Raw genomic sequence first — 17705 nt, 5'->3', positions numbered from 1 at the left:
GCGCCGGCGGTCAGCGGCCATGGCATCAACGCAAACTGGCCGCCCGGGGGCGGCCAGTCTTGCGATGCGTTTATCAGGGGGTGCGGTGCTTCAGGCCTTCTCGTAGGCGGCGACCGCCTTCTCGATGGCCTTGCGGGCCGCCTCGGCGCCCTCCCAGGATTCGACCTTGACCCACTTGCCCTTCTCGAGATCCTTGTAGTTCTCGAAGAAGTGGGCGATCTGCTGGCGCAGCAGCTCGGGCAGGTCGGTGATCTCGTGGACGTCGTCGTAGAGGCTGGACAGCTTGGCGTAGGGCACGCAGACCAGCTTGGCGTCCTCACCGGCCTCATCGGTCATGTTGAGGATGCCTACCGGACGCGCGCGAATGATGGCGCCGGCCTGTACCGGGCAGGGGGTGACCACCAGGGCGTCCAGGGGATCGCCGTCGTCGGCCAGGGTGTGGGGGATGAAGCCGTAGTTGGCCGGGTAGAACATCGGCGTGGCCAGGAAACGGTCGACCAGCAGCGTGCCCATGTCCTTGTCGATCTCGTACTTGATCGGCGAGTGGTTGGCGGGAATTTCGATCGCCACATAGACATCGTTGGGCAGATCCTGGCCGGCGGGAATCTTGTCGAAGTTCATGGTCGCTTCCTTCGGTTGGCGAAAGGGGAGTGGGCCGGAAATTGGCCAGAATTATACGGAGCCGGCCTGGGGATTACCAATGCGACATAGGTGAGGGGTGAAAGGTGAGCGGCGATAGGTGAGGGGCGGCTGCGGCTTTGGTTGACAGGCTGGGCGCGCGCCAAGGGTGTATCATGGCCCGCGCGAGGGAGCGCCCGGCCGCGCTGCGGCGGGCGGGGTAATCCGCGGAATCATAAGGAGCGTGTCTTGGCATCTTCCCAGCTGGCATTGAGCGTTGGTCAGGCCTTCGTGGCACCCGACCGGCGTCACCACCGCAGCTCCATGTCGGTGCGGATTCCCGATGACGGCACTCAGTTGGCGGCCAAGGGCGCCTGCGCGCTGATCAGCGATACCAGCTCGCGCAACGCCATCGCCAAGCAGGCCGGCGACCTCAGCGTGCGCGGCTTTCTCGCCGACTACTTCTCGACTCCGGACCACTGGGACGTCAAGACCTCGGCGACCCGCGTGCTGCGTTCGCTCAACGGCTGGTGCTACAGCCAGAGCCACTTCGTCGAGAACGGCAGCTACGTTGCCGCGCTGTCGGCCATGGTCTACCGCGGCCATGACGCCCACCTCTTTCATATGGGCGATACCCTGGTGTTTCGCCTGCGCGGCGCCGAGTTCGAGCAGCTCTCCCGGGACCACATCACCGACCTGGGCGGCTACCGCTACCCTTCGCGGGCGCTGGGACTCGACGGCAGCATCGACATCGACTATCTGCACCTGCCCCTCAAGCAGGGCGATCTCTTCCTGTTTACCACCCAGGCGGTGCGCGGGACGCTGATGCCGTCGGACTATGTGCAGCTGATTCGCCAGGATGCCAGTGACCTGGATGCGGCCTGTGAGCGCCTTGCCCAGGCGGCGCGGGAGCGCGCCCAGTCCCGCGGCTACGGGGCGGACCAGTTCTGCTTCCAACTGGTGCGCATCGACCAGCTGCCCGAGGCCGAGCATGACCATCCCGGGCGTATCTACGGTGACCTGCCGATTCCCCCCGAGCTCTCGCCGGGGGAGCGCATCGACGGGCTGGAGATCCAGGAGGTGCTGTCGCGCACCGCCCAGTCGCGTGTCTATCGCGTTCGCGATACCCGTACCGAGCGCGAAATGGTGATGAAGGCGCCGAGTCCCGAGCTCTCCAACCGCAATGCCTATCTCGAGCACTTCCTGCTTCAGCAGTGGGTGGTGGAGCGGGTCAAGTCGCCCTTCGTGGCGCGGGTCATGGAGCCCTCGCGGCCGCGTCGCTACCTCTACTACCTGATGGTCTACGTCGAGGGGGAGACCCTCACTGACTGGGCGCGGCGGCACCCCCAGGCAAACCTGGCCCAACGCCTGGATATCGCCGTCCAGCTGGGCAAAGCGGTGCAGGCGCTGCACCACCGGGACCTGCTGCACCAGCGCATCCACCCCGACAACGTGCTGATCGACGCCCACGGCCAAGTGGTGCTGACCGATTTCAGCGCCTGCCATATGCGCGACGTGGACGGCCATCGGCGCTCCCGTGAGCTGGCGCGCCAGGTGGGGCTCAGCGAGCACAGTGCGCCGGAGTATGCGCTGGATGATAGCGTGGGGCGACGCAGCGACCAGTATTCGCTCGCCTCGACCATCTACTGGCTGCTGACCGGGGAGCTGCCCTATGCCCTGACGCCCAATCGGCTGCGCAGCCATACCGATCTGGAGCAGCTGAGCTACCGCAGTGCGCGCACCCTCAACCCCGAGGTGACGCCGTCGCTGGATGACACCCTGCGTCGGGCCCTGGACCCGCAGCGCTCGCTGCGCTTCCGGCGCATGTCGGAGCTGCTCTACGCGCTGCGCTATCACGACGGCCAGAAGGCGGACCCGCCCGGCGGCGCGCGGCGGCTGCGGGAGCCGGCCAACTTCTGGCAGGGCGTGGCCGGGATCCTGCTGCTGTTGCTGGTGCTGTCCTGGTTGCTGAGATAGCCCCGTTAAATCTTGAATTCTGGCAGCTTGCGTTCGACGCGCCGCTTGGCGAGTCGGGCCACCTTGGGGAGTCCGTTCTCGAACGGCGGGTAATCCTCGCCCTGGATCAGCGGCGAGAGGTACTGGCGGCACGCCTCGGTGATGCCGAAGCCGTCCTCGCGAATGAACTCGCGGGGCATGAACTTCTCGCGGTTGGCGACCTCGGCCAGGGGAGCGGCCTCGATGGTCCATTCATAGGGGCTGTCGCTGACGCGCTTGATCGCCGGCATCATGGCGTTCTTGCCGGCGATCGCCAGCTCCACCGCCTTCTCGCCCACGGCGTAGGCCTGGTCGACGTCGGTCTTGGAGGCCAGATGACGGGCGGCGCGCTGCAGGTAGTCGGCCACCGCCCAGTGGTACTTGTAGCCCAGGTCCTGCTTGACCATGCCGGCCAGCGTCGGGGCCACGCCGCCCAACTGGCGGTGGCCGAAGGCGTCGGTGTTGCCGGAGTCGGCCAGGAAGGTGCCGTCCTCGTAGCGGGCGCCCTCCGATACCACGATGACGCAGTAGCCGTACTGCGTGACCGCTTCCTCGACCCGGGCCATCACCGCCTCGCGGTTGAAGGCCACCTCGGGGAAGATCACCAGGTGGGGCGGCTCGCCCTCGCCCTGGCCGGCGAGTGCCCCGGCGGCGGCGATCCAGCCGGCGTGGCGGCCCATCACCTCCAGCACGAAGACCTTGGTGGAGGTGGCGCACATGGAGGCGATGTCCAGCGACGCCTCCAGGGTGGAGGTGGCGATGTACTTGGCCACGCTGCCAAAGCCCGGCGAGTTGTCGGTGATCGGCAGGTCATTGTCGACGGTCTTGGGCACGTGAATGGCAGTCAGCGGGTAGCCCAGCTTCTCGGAGAGCTGCGAGACCTTGAGGCAGGTGTCGGCGCTGTCGCCGCCACCGTTATAGAAGAAGTAGCGGATATCATGGGCGCGGAACACCTCGATCAACCGCTCATACTGGGTACGGTGGGTCTCGATGTCCTTGAGCTTGTAGCGACAGGAGCCGAAGGCGCCGCCGGGGGTGTGGCGCAGGGCGGCGATGGTCGCCTCGGACTCCTGGCTGACATCGATCAGATCCTCGGTCAGGGCGCCGATGATGCCGTTGTGTCCGGCATAGACCTTGCCGATGCGGTCGGAATGTCGGTGGCAGGCCTCGATCACGCCGCAGGCGCTGGCATTGATCACGGCGGTGACACCGCCAGACTGGGCATAGAAGGCGTTATGCTGGGCCATGGGGCTTGCTTGCTCCGGGTCGCGTGCAGGGGAATGGGCGGTTTTCACGGTCGGTGAAACGGCGCCATAGTCTAGCCGAAAGCGCTGCACCCTGCACCCAAGTGGAGGGGGCTTGCCCGGCCGTGCTAGTCTGCCGCTTCCTTCCACGGCGGGCGACGGCCCGCCAGCTTCCCTGGCGACAAGGTCGGACGGCATGCACCTTCACATACTCGGTATCTGCGGCACTTTCATGGGCAGCCTGGCGCTGCTGGCGCGTGAGCGGGGCTTCACGGTCAGCGGCTCGGATGCGGGCGTCTACCCGCCCATGAGCACCCAGCTCGAGGCGGCCGGCATCGCGCTGTGCGAAGGCTATGCTGCCGAGAACCTGAGCCCGCGCCCGGACCTGGTGGTGATCGGCAATGCGCTCTCCCGCGGCAACCCCGAGGTAGAGGCGGTGCTCGACCAGGGGCTCGCCTATGTCTCCGGCCCCCAGTGGCTGGCCGAGCAGGTGCTGCCCGGGCGGCGGGTGATCGCCGTCGCCGGCACCCACGGCAAGACCACCACGGCGAGCCTTATCGCCTGGCTGCTCGAATCCGCCGGGCTCTCGCCGGGTTTCCTGATCGGCGGGGTGCCGCGCAACTTCGGTGTCTCGGCGCGGCTCGGCGCCGAGGGGGCCCCCTTCGTGGTGGAGGCCGACGAGTACGACACCGCCTTCTTCGACAAGCGCTCCAAGTTCGTTCACTACCGCCCCGAGATCGCCGTGCTCGGCAATCTCGAGTTCGACCATGCCGATATCTTCCCCGACCTTGCCGCCATCGAGCGGCAGTTCCACCACCTGGTGCGCACCGTGCCGGGCAAGGGGAGGCTGCTGGTGGCCGATGGCGAGCCGGCGCTGGCGCGGGTGCTCGACCAGGGCTGCTGGACGCCGGTGGTGCGCTTCGGCAGCGAGCCGACCAGTCCCTGGCGGTTCGAACTGGAGCGCGAGGACGCCAGTCGCTTCCGGGTGATTCACCAGCAGGGGCAGGGCGATGAACGCATCGACGAGGACGCCGTGGTCGACTGGCCGCTGACCGGCAGCTACAACGCGCGCAACGCCCTGGCGGCGCTGGCGGCGGCGGATCTCTGCGGCGTCGACCTGGCGCGGGGCTGTGCGGCCCTGGCACGCTTCGAGACCCCCCGCCGGCGTCAGGAGGTTCGCGGTGAGATCAACGGCATCCAGGTGATCGACGACTTCGCCCATCACCCCACGGCGATCGCCGCGATCCTCTCGGGACTGCGGGCGGCCACCGCCCGGGGCCGGCTGCTGGCGGTCATCGAGCCGCGCTCCAATACCATGCGTCTGGGTACCCTGAGCGCGCGTCTGGCCGAGAGCGTCGCCGCCGCCGATGCGGCCTTCTGGTATCAGCCGTCGGAGCTTGACTGGTCGCTTGCCCAGGTGGTCGAGGCGAGTCCGGTGCCGGCGCGGCTCATCGAGGACCTGGAGGCCCTGGTGGCGGCGCTGGTCGCCGAGGCGCGGCCCGGCGATCGCATTGTGGTGATGTCCAACGGCAGCTTCGGTGGCATCCATGAGAAGCTGATTGCCGCCCTGGAGGTGGCCCATGGCTGATCGCCGGCACCAAGCCCCTGCCGCCTGGCGCGAGCCGGTCACCGTGGCGCTGACCGGTGCCTCGGGCGCCCAGTACGGCCTGCGCCTTATCAAGGCGCTGGTGGTGGCCGACCATGAGGTGTGGGTGATGATCTCCAAGGCCGCGCATCTGGTGATGGCCACCGAAACCGACGCCGCGCTGCCGGCGCGCCCCGAGCGCCTGGCCGAGGCGCTCGCCGAGCGCAGCGGTGCCGCCCCGGGGCAGATCCGCTGCTTCGGGCGCGAGGACTGGATGGCCCCGGTGGCCTCCGGCTCCGGGGCGCCCTCGGCGATGGTCATCTGCCCCTGCTCCACCGGTACCCTCTCGGCGGTGGCGACCGGGGCCAGCAACAACCTGATCGAGCGGGCCGCCGACGTGGCGCTCAAGGAGCGCCGCCGGCTGATCCTGGTGCCCCGTGAGACGCCGCTTTCGGCAATCCACCTGGAGCACATGCTGGCGCTGAGCCGGCTGGGCGCGGTGATCCTGCCCGCCGCGCCGGGCTTCTACCACCGGCCCCGTCGCGTCGAGGATCTGGTCGACTTTATCGTGGCGCGCATCCTCAACCAGCTGGGCATCGAGCACCGCCTGATGCCGCGCTGGGGGGAAGGGTAGGGCCTAGGAGCGAGGGGGCGAGGGGCGAGGGGCGAGGAACCCCCGGGAGAGACAAGGCGCAAGGGCTTCGTACCTCGTACCTCGTACCTCGTACCTCGTACCTCGTACCTCGTACCTCGTACCTCGTGCCTATACAGGCGGTAGCCAGGCCACCCGGGCGGCGACCAGCACCAGCGAGGCGGCGGCCAGCGGCGCCCAGGGGCAGGGGGCCAGGTTGGGTCGCGCCCGGCGCAGCCAGGCCAGGCGCACCAGGGCGCAGACCACCAGGCCGAGCAGCGCACCGCCGATCAGATCGCTGAACCAGTGCACGCCGAGCACCAGGCGCGACAGGGCCATGGGCAGTGCCGCCGCGATGGCCGCCCAGTAGGCCCAGAAGCGCTGACGGTGGGGGAGCTCCTGGGCGATAAAGGCGGCGGCCAGCCCGTAGAGCACCACGGCCGTGGAGGCGTGGGCACTGGGGTAGGCCAGCGAGCCGGTCAGGTAGTCCGGGGTGTCGGGGCGCGGGCGGCCGATCAGCGCCTTGCCCAGCGTGTTGAGCAGGGCGATGCCCCCCAGCCCCGCGCCGAGATGCAGGAGGGCGTCCAGGCGACGCCTGGCCAGCAGCCACAGCGCCCAGGGCAGGATCAGCGCCAGAATGCCGTAGGTATCGCCGATTCGTGCCAGCGCCTGGGCGATGGCCTCGAGCCAGCCGGCCGACAGCTCGGCGAACAGGCCGGTGACCACCAGGTCCATCGCGAAGGGTCCATCCTGGCGAATCACCGCGATCGTCAAGCCGGACAGCGTCGCCAGCGCCACGATCAGCAGCAGCCAGGAGGCCAGCGGCACCTCGCTACGCTCGCCTCGGCTCATCGCCAGCCACAGGCGCCGGGTGGCGGGATGGCGGCCGGCCAGCCGGGCCAGGCCGCGGTAGGTGGCGCCGGCGCGGGTCACCTGGTAGCGCAGCCAGGAGAAGGCCAGCGCCAGGGCGATCACCAGCAGTCCCAGGCCGATCAGCCAGACTTCGAGGCCGGGGGGCAGGTCGAGCAACTGCTGCCAGGTCTGGCCCAGCAGATAGCCCGGCAGCACATAGGCCGGCGCCCACAGTAGCGCCGAGGCGACGTTGGCCCAGGTGAAGGCCCGCGGCGACATCTGCAGCATGCCGGCGATCAGCGGGATCACCGGTCGCACCGGACCGACGAAGCGACCGAAGAACACCGATAGGCTGCCGTAGCGCTGGAAGAAGCGGGCGCCTCGGGCCAGCCACTCTGGGTGTTGCCGGAACGGCCATAGCTGCGGCACCCGCTCGCGCTGGGTGTAGCCCAGCGCGAAGCTCAGGCCATCACCGATCACCGCGCCCGCAAAGGCGGCCAGCAGCACGGCGGGAATGGCCAGGTCCTGGTGGCCGGCCAGGGAGGCCGCCGCGGTGATCAGCACCACGCCCGGAATCAGCAGGCCGACCACGGCCAGCGACTCGAGCAGCGCGATGATGCCGATGATCAGCAGCAGCACGCCGGGGGAGGGGGTGAGCTGGTAGAGGGTGTCGGTCAGGCTCAAGCGTCGGCTCCTTGGGCTGACGAGGGAAATGTCAGGCGTCGGCGAGGCGTCGGGTCGCGGCCAGCAGGCGCTGCTCGAAGCGCGGCCAGGTCTCGCCGGGCAGCCGCTGGCACAGCGTCATGGGCGCCTGCAGCGGCCCGGTGTCCACCAGGACCGTCTGCTCCACGGCCTGCTTGATGCGCTGCTGCACCAGCTGCGCCCCGCTCTCGCTGGTGTCCGGCAGCACCAGCCAGAAGCTGGCCGGGCCCTGACGGCCGAGGAAGTCGTGGCGGCGGGAGCAGCGGTTGGCTTCTCGACACAGGGCATCGATCAGCGTCTGGCGTGACCGCGGGCCGAACTGCTCGCCGGCCATTTCCAGCTGCGGCAGATGAATGACCAGCGCGGCGAGCGGCTGATGGAGCAGCTCGGTACGCTGGAACTCGCTGGCCAGCAGCTCACGCAGGGCATCCTGGGTGAGGGCGCTGCAGTGGGGGTCGCGCGGGTCGGTCGCTTCGAACAGCGCCTGCTGGCGGTGCTGCTCCCAGGGAATCAGGGTGGCGACCACCATCAGGGCCAGAAACCCCAGCGCCAATTCGGTATCGAGCTGACCCTCGCCCAGCAGCACCAGCCAGATCGGCACCATCACCACGTTGAGCAGCATGGCCGAGGCCAGCGGCAGCAGCAGCAGGGTCAGCAGCGGTGCCAGGCCGATCCACAGCGCTCCGGCGTCCCCGATGTTCGGCAGCTCCAGGCCGAGCATCAGGTAGCCGGCAATCAAGACCAGGTAGGCCGAGAGCCTGGTCCGGCCGGGTAGTGCCAGGCGCAGCAGGGACGCGAACAGCATCAGCAGTGCCAACACGGCGGGCACCAGGATGCGCTGGTAGTCGCCCATCAGGTAGTGCCAGAAGGCGTAGCCGGCCACCAGCAGGGCGCCGGCGGCGTAGGCGGCGGCGAAGCGCCTGGCCGACCACTGATTATCCTCCGCCATGGCCGATCTCTGTATCGTTGGGAGGCTCGATATCCAGCGAGCGGGACTGGTGCTCGAGGCGGTGCAGCTGCTCGTCGAGGCGGCCGACGGCATTGAGGCTGACGAAGCGAGCCTTGGCCGGTGCTCGCAACCGTTCCAGCAGCGCCTGACGGCGCCCGGCAGCCTGCTCGCGGTCCCGGCTCAGCAGCAGGGCTGCCAGGGTGTGATGGTCGAGGCGATAGCAGTTCTCGAAGTCGTGTGTCTGGCGGCAGAGCTCCTGGGCCGAAGACCACAGCAGATGGCGCGGTGTCCTGAGCAACAGCAGCTCGCCATGGACCCCCTCGCGTTGGCAGCGGGCGCGCTCCCGCTGCAGGTCAGCGCTGAGCTGCTGGGCCGACCATAGCGCCAGTCCGGGAATCAGCCTGGCCCGCTGGCGGGCGGCCAGCCGCAGCGGCTGGAACTCGCGGTTGTGGGCCATCCCCAGCAGCATCAGCGTCAGCAGCACCAGCCCCGAGAGCAGCGCCTGCTCGAAGCCCCAGAGATCGTACAGCGACCACCAGGTCAGCCCCGCCAGCGCCACGCTGAGCCCCAGCATCCAACCGGGCTGCGGAAGCATCAGGAGTGCCGGCCAGACCCAGATCCACAGCGCATGGCGATGGGGATCCGTCCACAGCAGGCTGGCCAGCAGCAGGCTGGGGAGCAACTGCCACGGGAGCGACGCCGGACGGCGGTGGCTGAATTCCAGCAGTGCCGCCGTCACCGTCAGCCAGGCCACCGCCAGCCACAGCAGCAGGGCGCTGGAGGCGAGCTCCGAACGGTAGGCCAGAATGGCCAGCAGCAGTGCCGCCGCCAGCAGGTTCAGGCGCATCCGCCCGACTTTGTACTTGCTTTGCATGGTGCCTTACTATGGAGATCAACTCGGAGTCGCGCCAGTATAATGCCCGCCGCGCCGTTATGGCGCCGCGGCCAAGGAGATTATTACCGCATGTCTGCTCACCTCACTCACACTCAAGATTCCGCCGAAAATCAGGCTGTCGGCGATGTCGAGGCCTACATGACGCGTCTCGGTCAGGCCGCCCGCCAGGCCGCCAGTCGTATGCGGCGTGCTGCCACCGCCGACAAGAACGCGGCCTTGCTGGCCATGGCGGCAAGGCTCGATGAGGCGCGACAGGAGGTGCTGGCGGCCAATGCCCGCGACCTGGAGCGGGGGCGTGAAGGCGGCCTCGACGCGGCGCTGCTCGATCGCCTGGCCCTCGACGAGGGCCGCCTCGACGCCATGATCGAGGGCCTCAAGCAGGTGGCGACGCTGCCGGATCCGGTGGGCGAGATCGACGGCCTGCGCGCGCGGCCCAGCGGCATCCAGGTGGGTCAGATGCGCGTGCCGCTGGGAGTGATCGGCATCATCTACGAGTCGCGCCCCAACGTTACCCTGGAGGCGGCGAGCCTGTGCCTCAAGTCAGGCAACGCCGCCATCCTGCGCGGCGGCTCGGAGGCGCGCGCCTCCAACGCCGCCATTGCCGCCTGCATCGATGCCGGCCTGCGCGATGCCGGCCTGCCCGAGGCGGCGGTGCAGGTGGTGGCGACCACCGACCGCGCCGCCGTGGGGCGGCTGATCGCCATGCCCGAGTTCGTCGACGTGATCATTCCCCGCGGTGGCAAGTCGCTGATCGAGCGCATCAGCCGCGAGGCGCGGGTGCCGGTGATCAAGCACCTGGACGGGGTCTGCCATGTCTACATCGATGCCAGCGCCGACCCGGACAAGGCGTTGATGATCGCCGTGAACGCCAAGACCCAGCGCTATGGCACCTGCAACACCATGGAAACGCTGCTGATCGATGCCCCGGTGGCGGAGACGCTGCTGCCGCGCCTGGCCGAGGCCTATGCCGCCCACGGCGTCGAGCTGCGCGGCTGCGAGCGCACCCGCGTGATTCTGCCCCAGGCCGCCGTGGCCAGCGAGGAGGACTGGGCCACCGAATACCTGGCCCCGGTGCTGGCGATTCGCGTGGTGGACGGCATCGAGGCGGCGATCGAGCATATCGAGCGCTACGGCTCGCACCATACCGATGCCATCGTCACCGAGCACTACGGTCTGGCCCGGCGCTTCATGGCGGAGGTCGACTCCAGCTCGGTGATGGTCAACGCCTCGACCCGCTTCGCCGACGGCTTCGAGTACGGCCTGGGCGCCGAGATCGGCATCTCCACCGACAAGCTCCACGCCAGGGGGCCGGTGGGCCTAGAGGGGCTCACCACCCGCAAGTACGTGGTCTACGGCGACGGCCAGGTCCGCCGGTGAGCGAAGGCGCGACGCCCACGCTGCCCGTCGGTGGCGCGCCGCGCCATGCCGCGGTGGCGCGCATCGCCATGCTCGGCGGCACCTTCGACCCGGTGCACCTGGGGCACCTGCGCAGCGCCGTGGAGCTGCATGAGGCGCTGGCGCTGGACCGGGTGCACATGATACCGGCCGCCATGCCGCCGCTGCGCGGCGAGCCCTGGGTTCCCCCCGAGACGCGCCTGGCGCTGCTCGAGGCGGGCATCGGCGATACGCCAGGGCTTGTCGCCGACCCTCGTGAGCTCCGCCGCGACGGCCCCTCCTACAGTGCCGATACCCTGGCCGCCCTGCGCCGGGACTATGGCCGGGAGGCGCGTCTGGTGATGGCGCTGGGCCATGATGCCTTCCTGCGCCTGGCCGACTGGCGCTCCCCGCAGCGACTCTTCGAGCTGGCCCATCTGGTGGTGATCGACCGCCCCGACCACGAGGCCCCGCTATCCGCGGCCCTGGCCGAACTGATTCAGGGGCGCGAGGTCGATAGCGTAGAGTCCCTGATGCAGCGCCCGGCGGGCGGGCTGCTTCGGCTGCGGCTACCGACGCGGATGGCGATCTCCGCCACCGCCGTGCGGCGGCGACTGGCGAGTGGCGCCAGCGTTCGCTACCTGCTGCCCGAGGCGGTGGAGGCGAGAATCCGGCGAGATGGCCTCTATCGACAGCGTTGAACGCTGCCAGCCGTGGCGCAAGGCGTTACAATGGTTGCCGACCATGACTTCCCGTTGACGAGGGACTATGCACATCGATTCGCTCAGGACTCTGGTGGTGGACGCGCTGGAGCAGCTCAAGGCCAAGGACGTGGCGATGCTGGACGTGTCGCGCCTGACCAGTGTCACCGACCTGATGGTCGTGGCCAGCGGCACCTCCACCCGCCATGTGGCGGCGCTGGCCAACAATGTTGTCGAAGTAGCGAAAGCCGAGGGGCTGCAGCCGCTTGGCGTCGAGGGGGAGGCCGGCGCCGATTGGGTGCTGGTGGATCTGGGAGATCTGGTGGTACACATCATGCTGCCCGAGACGCGCCAGCTCTACGACCTTGAGCGGCTGTGGGCCGACCTGCCCAGCGATGGCGAGATGGGACAGGAGCGCGGCGGGGCATGAGGGTTCGCCTGCTGGCGGTGGGAACGCGAATGCCCGCCTGGGTGAACGAAGGCGTCGAGGAGTACCGCAAGCGGCTGCCCCGGGACTTTGCCCTGGAGATCGAGGAGATCGCTCCCGGGCAGCGGGGTAAGAACGCCGACGTGGCGCGCGCCGTCTCGCTCGAGGCGCAGCGCATTCGTGAGCGTCTGCGCGGTGACGAGATTACCGTGGCCCTGGAAGTCCACGGCAAGCCTTGGAGCACCGAGCAGTTGGCCCGGCAGGCCGAGGATTGGCGGCTCGCGGGGCGCGATGTGGCGCTGCTGGTGGGCGGTCCGGACGGGCTGGCCCCGGCGCTTTCCGCGGGTGCCGACCAGCGCTGGTCGCTGTCGCCGCTGACGCTGCCGCATCCGCTGGTCAGGGTGATGCTGGCCGAGCAGCTCTATCGCGCCTGGACCCTGCTGGTGGGCCATCCCTATCACCGCTGACCGACGCCTGTTCGTGTCCCTTTTTCGAGGCTCTTGCCGGCATGCGCGATCGCCGTGACACCCTCAAGAACCCCCAGCAGGAGCTGCGTATCTTCCGGATGCGCTCGCTGCTGGCGGTGGTGCTGGTGGTGACCCTGACCGGCCTGTTGATGGGGCGGCTGGTCTATCTGCAGGTCGTCCAGCATGAGGTCTACAGTACCCGCTCGGAGAAGAACCGCGTGCGGGTCGAGCCGCTGCCGCCGACCCGCGGGCTGATACACGACCGCAACGGCGTATTGCTGGCCGAGAATCGGCCTACCTACAACCTTACCCTGATCCGCGAGCGGGTGGTCGACCTGGATGCGACCCTGGCCCTGCTGGTGGAGCTGCTGGAGATCTCCGACGAGGAGCGCGAGGCGTTTCACGTGCGTTCCCGTCAGCGCCAGCGGCCCTTCCAGCCGGCGCTGCTGATGAGCGACCTCGACGAGACGCAGATCGCTCGGCTGGCGGTCAATCGGCATCGCCTGCCCGGGGTCGAGGTAGAGGCCCAGCTGCTGCGCTATTACCCCGACGCCGAGATCATGGCCCACGCCCTGGGCTATGTGGGGCGAATCAATGCCGAGGAGCTGCAGCGCCTGGACACCGGCCGCTATGCCGGCACCCACTTCATCGGCAAGACCGGCGTCGAACGCTTCTACGAGGATGTCCTGCACGGCCAGGCCGGGCTGCGCAAGGTCGAGACCAACGCCCGGGGGCGGGTGCTGCGCGAGCTGGGTCGCACCGATCCGGTGCCGGGCCAGGACCTGACCCTGACCCTGGACAAGGAGCTGCAGACCCTGGCCTATGAGCTGCTCGATGGCCGCCGCGGCTCCATCGTGGCGATTGCCCCCAAGACCGGCGAGATACTGGCGATGGTCTCCGCACCGGGCTTCGACAGCAACCAGTTCGTCACCGGCATCGACGTGGCCTCCTATCGTGCGCTGCAGAACGATATCGACCTGCCGCTGTTCAACCGGGCGATCCGCGGCCAGTATCCGCCAGGCTCGACGATCAAGCCGTTTTTGGCCATGGCGGGGCTTGTCGAGGGCGTCATCACCCCGGACCGTGCCATCAATGATCCCGGTTACTATCAGCTGCCCAACGACTCTCGGCGCTACCGCAACTGGCTGCGCTGGGGGCATGGTCGGGTGGACATGGAACGCTCCATTGCGGTGTCAAATAACACCTACTACTACTCCCTGGCTCACGAGCTGGGCATCGATCGGGTGCACAGCAGCATGAGCGCCTTCGGTTTCGGCCAGCGCGTGGCCCACGACGTCTTCGGCGAAAGCGCGGCGCTGATGCCGTCGCGGGAGTGGAAGCGCGGGCGCTTCGGCCAGCCCTGGTACCCGGGAGAGACGCTCTCGGTGGGTATCGGCCAGGGCTACTGGCAGGTCACCCCGCTGCAGCTGGCCACCGCCACCGCGGTGCTGGCCAACCGTGGCGAGTGGGTCAAACCTCGCCTGGCCAGCCGGATCGGCGATGAGCCGGTCGAGGGGACGCTGCCGGATACCCAGCGTGATATCGTGGTGGAACATGACGGCTGGTGGGACCGGGTCTTCTCCGGCATGGAGAAGGTGCTCAGCGGGCACGAGGGCACCGCTCGGCGAACCGGCGCGGGCCTCGAATATCGCATGGCCGGCAAGTCGGGCACGGCCCAGGTCTTCTCGCTGGGGCAGGATCAGCGCTACAACGCCGACGAGCTCGCCGAGCGCCTGCGCGACCATGCGCTGTTCATGGCCTTCGCCCCCCTCGAGGACCCGCAGATCGCCGTGTCGGTGATCGTCGAGAACGCCGGTGGCGGCAGCACTCATGCCGCCCACCTGGCCCGTGCCATGACCGATCGCTGGCTGCTTGACGATGAGGCACCAGACGTCGAGGAGCTGCGCGAGGCCATGGACAACGACACCGGCAGCGTGGCAGGTAACTGACCCATGGCATGGATGGATCTGGCAAGAGGCCTGCGCGGCTATCCGGTGCGCCCACCCGAGAGCGGCATGTCGCGGCGCAAGAGTGTCTGGGAGCGCAGCCACCTAGACCCTTGGCTGCTGCTCATGCTGCTGGTGCTGATGGTGGCGGGGCTGGCGGTGCTCTACAGCGCCAGCGGGCAGCGTATCGAGGCGGTCATCGCCCAAGGGTCACGCTTCCTGGTGGCCGTGGTGGTGATGCTGGCGATCGCTCAGATTACCCCTTCGACGCTGCTGCGCTGGGCCCCGCTGGTCTATGGTGGCGGACTGCTGATGCTGGTGGCGGTGGAGCTGGTGGGTGACGTGGGCATGGGCGCCAAGCGCTGGCTAAGCATTCCAGGCGTGCTGCGCTTCCAGCCCTCGGAGCTGATGAAACTGGCCATGCCGTTGATGGTGGCGGCCTATTTGAGTCGTCGGGAACTTCCCCCACGCTGGCGGGACCTGGCGGTATGTGGGGCGCTGATCGGCGTTCCGGTGCTGCTGATCGCTCGCCAGCCGGACCTCGGGACTTCGCTACTGGTCGCCTCGGCGGCGGTGTTCGTGGTGCTGCTGGCGGGACTCTCCTGGCGCTTCATCGCCTTTCTCGCCGTGCTGGCGGCGGCGGCGCTGCCGCTGGTGTGGATGAACCTGCACAACTATCAGCGTCAGCGGGTGCTGACCTTCCTCAATCCCGAGAGCGACCCCCTGGGGGCGGGTTGGAACATCATCCAGTCGACCACCGCCATCGGCAGCGGCGGGCTCTGGGGCAAGGGCTGGCTGCAGGGGACCCAGTCGCAGCTGGAGTTCCTGCCCGAGCGCCATACCGACTTCATCGTCGCGGTGTTGGGGGAGGAGTTTGGCCTGGTGGGGATGCTGGTGGTGCTGACGCTGTTCCTGCTGATCGTCATCCGTGGCCTGTGGTTGGCGGCCGCCGCCCACGACTCCTTCGGCCGGCTGCTGGGCGGCAGCATCATCCTGACCTTCTTCATCTATGTGTTCGTCAACGTGGGCATGGTCAGCGGCATCCTGCCGGTGGTCGGGGTGCCCCTGCCGCTGGTGAGCTACGGGGGCACCTCCAGCGTGACCTTGCTGGCGGGTTTCGGTATTCTCATGTCGATTCATGGTCATCGTCGGCTGCTGCCGCGCTAGGTGATCAGGGGTAGCAAATTCGATGAGGGTAACGTCAGGGAGTGGCATGCGGATGACGCCAGCCAGCAAGTGGAAGAGGGGCGCCCTGACGGGTGCCGCCGTGATGGCCCTGTGGTGTTTGCCGGCGCTGGCCAGTGCCGCCGACTTCGACCCCGCCGACCATGAGGGGGCGCGGCAGCTGGTCGACGAGCTGGCCGAACGCGGCATCGCCCGCGACTGGCTGGAAAGCGCCATGCGCGACGCGGTCTTTGCGCAAAGTGTGCTCGATGCCATGGAGGGTGCCGCAGAGCGCCGCCTGCGCTGGGACGAATACCGCGAGATATTCCTGCAGCCGGAGCGGGTCGAGCGCGGCGTGGCCTTCATCGAGACCCACCGCGAGGCCTTCGCCCGCGCCGAGGCCGAGTACGGCGTACCGCCGGAGATGATCGCCGCCATCATCGGGGTCGAGACCAGCTATGGCCGCTTCACCGGGCGCCACCGGGTCCTCGACTCGCTGTCGACCCTGGCCTTTCACCATCCGGTGCGCGGCGACTTCTTCCGCGGTGAGCTGGCGGCTTTCCTGGAGATCACCCGTGAGCAGGAGGTCGACCCCGGCACGCTCAAGGGCTCCTATGCCGGCGCCATGGGCTATCCGCAGTTCATTCCCACCAGTTATCGCGCCTATGCGGTGGATTTCGACGGCGACGGCCTGCGCGACCTATGGACCAATCCGGTGGATGCCATCGGCAGCGTCGGCAACTACTTTGCCGAGCATGGCTGGCGGGCGGGGGCGCCGATCTACGCCGAGGCGCAAGGCCCCGATGCCCCTCCCGATGAGATCGACTTCAACCGCACGTCGTCGCCCTATGCGGCGGTGGAGAAACTGGCGGCCGCCGGAATCCATCCCCGGGAGGCACTCGACGCCGATGCCGCGGTGATTCCCCTGGCGCTGGATTACGCCGGGGAGAGCTGGCGCTACCGTGTCGGGCACCACAACTTCTATGTCATCACCCGCTACAACCACAGCCATCTCTATGCGATGGCGGTGACCGAGCTGGCAGAGGCCATCGCGGCGACGCGGGAGCTCGCCCACCATCCCCTCGAGGCGGATGCCGTTTCGGGAGACGACGCATGAAGGGCTGGGCGCCGGGCCTGATGGTGGCAGCGCTGCTGGCCGGCTGTGCCGGCGGCGGTAGCTCGCCAACGGACACCCGGCGCGACACCGCCAAGGCGCCGGCGGCGGCGCCCAGCGGGCAGCGCTACGCCATGTCCGGGGACGCCTACCCGGAGGATCCCCCCGACGTCAGCCGGGTGCCCGATGCCGTGCCCCGGGTAGAGGCGCTCTCGCGCGGCGGCAACCGGCCCACCTACGAGGTATGGGGCAAGACCTATCGGGTGCTGCCGGATGCCCGAGGCTATGCGCGCAGGGGTACCGCCTCCTGGTACGGCGAGAAGTTTCACGGCTACGCCACCTCCAACGGCGAGATCTACGACATGTACAAGATGACCGCCGCCCATCGATCCCTGCCGCTGCCCACCTATGCCCGGGTGACCAGCCTCGATAATGGCCGCTCGGTGATCGTGCGGGTCAACGACCGGGGGCCCTTCCACAACGACCGTGAGATCGATCTCTCCTACGCCGCCGCGGCGCGCCTGGATATCCTCGATCGCGGTACCGGGCGGGTCAAGGTGGAGGCGATCGACGCCGAGCGCTGGCTGGCCGAGCACGGCGAGGACGGCGGGCGCCGTGCAAGCGGCGCCCGCAGCGCTGAGACCGTCGCCGATGCCGCCGAGGCCTCGGCCCGTGAGCTGGCCGCGGCACCAACGGCGGGGGGGCCTTCGGCGTCCGCCAACGGCAGCGCGGCGAGCGCTTCGGTCCAGGAGCGCCCGGCGGAGGGCTCGCCCATATACGTGCAGATCGCCGCGCTGGGCTCGGCCGATAGCGCCCGGGCGCTCAAGGCGCGGCTCGAGAGCGAGCTGTCCCATCCGGTGCGGGTGGCCAGTGCCACCGGCATGCATCGGGTGCAGATTGGGCCCCTGGCCCATGCCGGTCAGGTCGAACCGCTGCGCGATGAACTGCGCCGTGCGGGCTTCGGCCAGGCCTTTATCGTCAACGGTGCCGAATGATCGGCCCCTCTATCCCCCTGACCCTTTCGATGTTTTCAGTGAGACC

General features: G+C 68.8%; 16 protein-coding genes. 11 read left to right on the top strand and 5 right to left on the bottom strand.

What is annotated here, in order from left to right; translation table 11 throughout:
* Positions 1 to 90 precede the first annotated feature (90 nt).
* Positions 91 to 621, bottom strand: a complete 531-nt coding sequence (ppa, locus tag HOP52_RS01210) for an inorganic diphosphatase (RefSeq protein ID WP_238975136.1) — start codon at positions 619 to 621, stop codon at positions 91 to 93.
* A 246-nt stretch (positions 622 to 867) separates the two neighbouring features.
* Between ppa and HOP52_RS01205 the strand changes: the two genes are divergently transcribed.
* Positions 868 to 2595, top strand: a complete 1728-nt coding sequence (locus tag HOP52_RS01205; RefSeq protein WP_238975134.1) for a bifunctional protein-serine/threonine kinase/phosphatase — start codon at positions 868 to 870, stop codon at positions 2593 to 2595.
* A gap of 5 nt (positions 2596 to 2600) precedes the next feature.
* On the opposite strand, the gene HOP52_RS01200 is transcribed toward HOP52_RS01205, so the two are convergent.
* Positions 2601 to 3860, bottom strand: coding sequence for a 6-phosphofructokinase (locus HOP52_RS01200; protein ID WP_238975132.1), 1260 nt, complete (start codon positions 3858 to 3860; stop codon positions 2601 to 2603).
* A gap of 193 nt (positions 3861 to 4053) precedes the next feature.
* On the opposite strand from HOP52_RS01200, the gene mpl reads away from it, so the two are divergent.
* Together mpl and HOP52_RS01190 are read left to right on the top strand one after the other, a co-directional pair.
* A complete protein-coding gene (mpl, locus tag HOP52_RS01195) occupies positions 4054 to 5445 on the top strand; it encodes a UDP-N-acetylmuramate:L-alanyl-gamma-D-glutamyl-meso-diaminopimelate ligase (RefSeq protein WP_238975130.1) in 1392 nt (463 codons plus the stop codon).
* Entirely contained in the window at positions 5438 to 6076 is a 639-nt protein-coding gene (locus tag HOP52_RS01190; protein WP_238975128.1) for a flavin prenyltransferase UbiX, read from the top strand. Before mpl ends, HOP52_RS01190 begins: the two co-directional genes overlap by 8 nt.
* A 129-nt stretch (positions 6077 to 6205) precedes the next feature.
* On the opposite strand, the gene HOP52_RS01185 is transcribed toward HOP52_RS01190, so the two are convergent.
* The 3 genes from HOP52_RS01185 to HOP52_RS01175 are packed head-to-tail and all read right to left on the bottom strand — an operon-like array spanning position 6206 to position 9450.
* Entirely contained in the window at positions 6206 to 7609 is a 1404-nt protein-coding gene (locus HOP52_RS01185) for a bifunctional DedA family/phosphatase PAP2 family protein (RefSeq protein WP_238975126.1), read from the bottom strand.
* A gap of 31 nt (positions 7610 to 7640) precedes the next feature.
* On the bottom strand, positions 7641 to 8576 hold the full coding sequence (locus tag HOP52_RS01180) for a GGDEF domain-containing protein (protein ID WP_238975123.1): 936 nt from the start codon (positions 8574 to 8576) through the stop codon (positions 7641 to 7643).
* Entirely contained in the window at positions 8563 to 9450 is an 888-nt protein-coding gene (locus HOP52_RS01175) for a hypothetical protein (protein WP_238975121.1), read from the bottom strand. Before HOP52_RS01175 ends, HOP52_RS01180 begins: the two co-directional genes overlap by 14 nt.
* A gap of 90 nt (positions 9451 to 9540) precedes the next feature.
* Here HOP52_RS01175 and HOP52_RS01170 point away from each other — a divergent pair, with 90 nt between their 5' ends.
* From HOP52_RS01170 to HOP52_RS01135, 8 genes are all read left to right on the top strand, one after another.
* Positions 9541 to 10848: a glutamate-5-semialdehyde dehydrogenase gene (locus tag HOP52_RS01170; RefSeq protein WP_238975119.1), complete on the top strand. Its 1308-nt coding sequence runs from the start codon at positions 9541 to 9543 to the stop codon at positions 10846 to 10848.
* A gap of 68 nt (positions 10849 to 10916) precedes the next feature.
* Positions 10917 to 11546: a nicotinate-nucleotide adenylyltransferase gene (gene nadD / locus HOP52_RS01165; RefSeq protein WP_238975422.1), complete on the top strand. Its 630-nt coding sequence runs from the start codon at positions 10917 to 10919 to the stop codon at positions 11544 to 11546.
* Positions 11547 to 11613: 67 nt separating this feature from the next.
* The gene (gene rsfS, locus HOP52_RS01160) at positions 11614 to 11976 is read left to right on the top strand and encodes a ribosome silencing factor (protein WP_238975117.1); all 363 of its coding nucleotides are present in this window, start codon (positions 11614 to 11616) and stop codon (positions 11974 to 11976) included.
* The gene (gene rlmH / locus HOP52_RS01155) at positions 11973 to 12440 is read left to right on the top strand and encodes a 23S rRNA (pseudouridine(1915)-N(3))-methyltransferase RlmH (RefSeq protein ID WP_238975115.1); all 468 of its coding nucleotides are present in this window, start codon (positions 11973 to 11975) and stop codon (positions 12438 to 12440) included. The genes rsfS and rlmH overlap by 4 nt, the downstream gene beginning before the upstream one ends.
* 41 nt (positions 12441 to 12481) lie before the next feature.
* Positions 12482 to 14389, top strand: a complete 1908-nt coding sequence (gene mrdA / locus HOP52_RS01150; protein ID WP_238975113.1) for a penicillin-binding protein 2 — start codon at positions 12482 to 12484, stop codon at positions 14387 to 14389.
* Positions 14390 to 14392: 3 nt separating this feature from the next.
* Positions 14393 to 15553, top strand: coding sequence for a rod shape-determining protein RodA (rodA, locus tag HOP52_RS01145; RefSeq protein WP_238975111.1), 1161 nt, complete (start codon positions 14393 to 14395; stop codon positions 15551 to 15553).
* 52 nt (positions 15554 to 15605) lie between these two features.
* On the top strand, positions 15606 to 16667 hold the full coding sequence (mltB, locus tag HOP52_RS01140; RefSeq protein ID WP_422677678.1) for a lytic murein transglycosylase B: 1062 nt from the start codon (positions 15606 to 15608) through the stop codon (positions 16665 to 16667).
* Positions 16664 to 17659 carry a septal ring lytic transglycosylase RlpA family protein gene (locus HOP52_RS01135; protein WP_238975109.1) on the top strand — a complete coding sequence of 332 codons (996 nt, stop codon included), beginning with the start codon at positions 16664 to 16666 and terminating at the stop codon, positions 17657 to 17659. The genes mltB and HOP52_RS01135 overlap by 4 nt, the downstream gene beginning before the upstream one ends.
* Positions 17660 to 17705 lie beyond the last annotated feature (46 nt).

Origin of the sequence: Billgrantia campisalis (assembly GCF_022341425.1) — a bacterium.
Taxonomy (GTDB): Bacteria; Pseudomonadota; Gammaproteobacteria; order Pseudomonadales; family Halomonadaceae; genus Halomonas; species Halomonas campisalis.
This window is presented reverse-complemented; position numbering and strand designations above follow the sequence as displayed.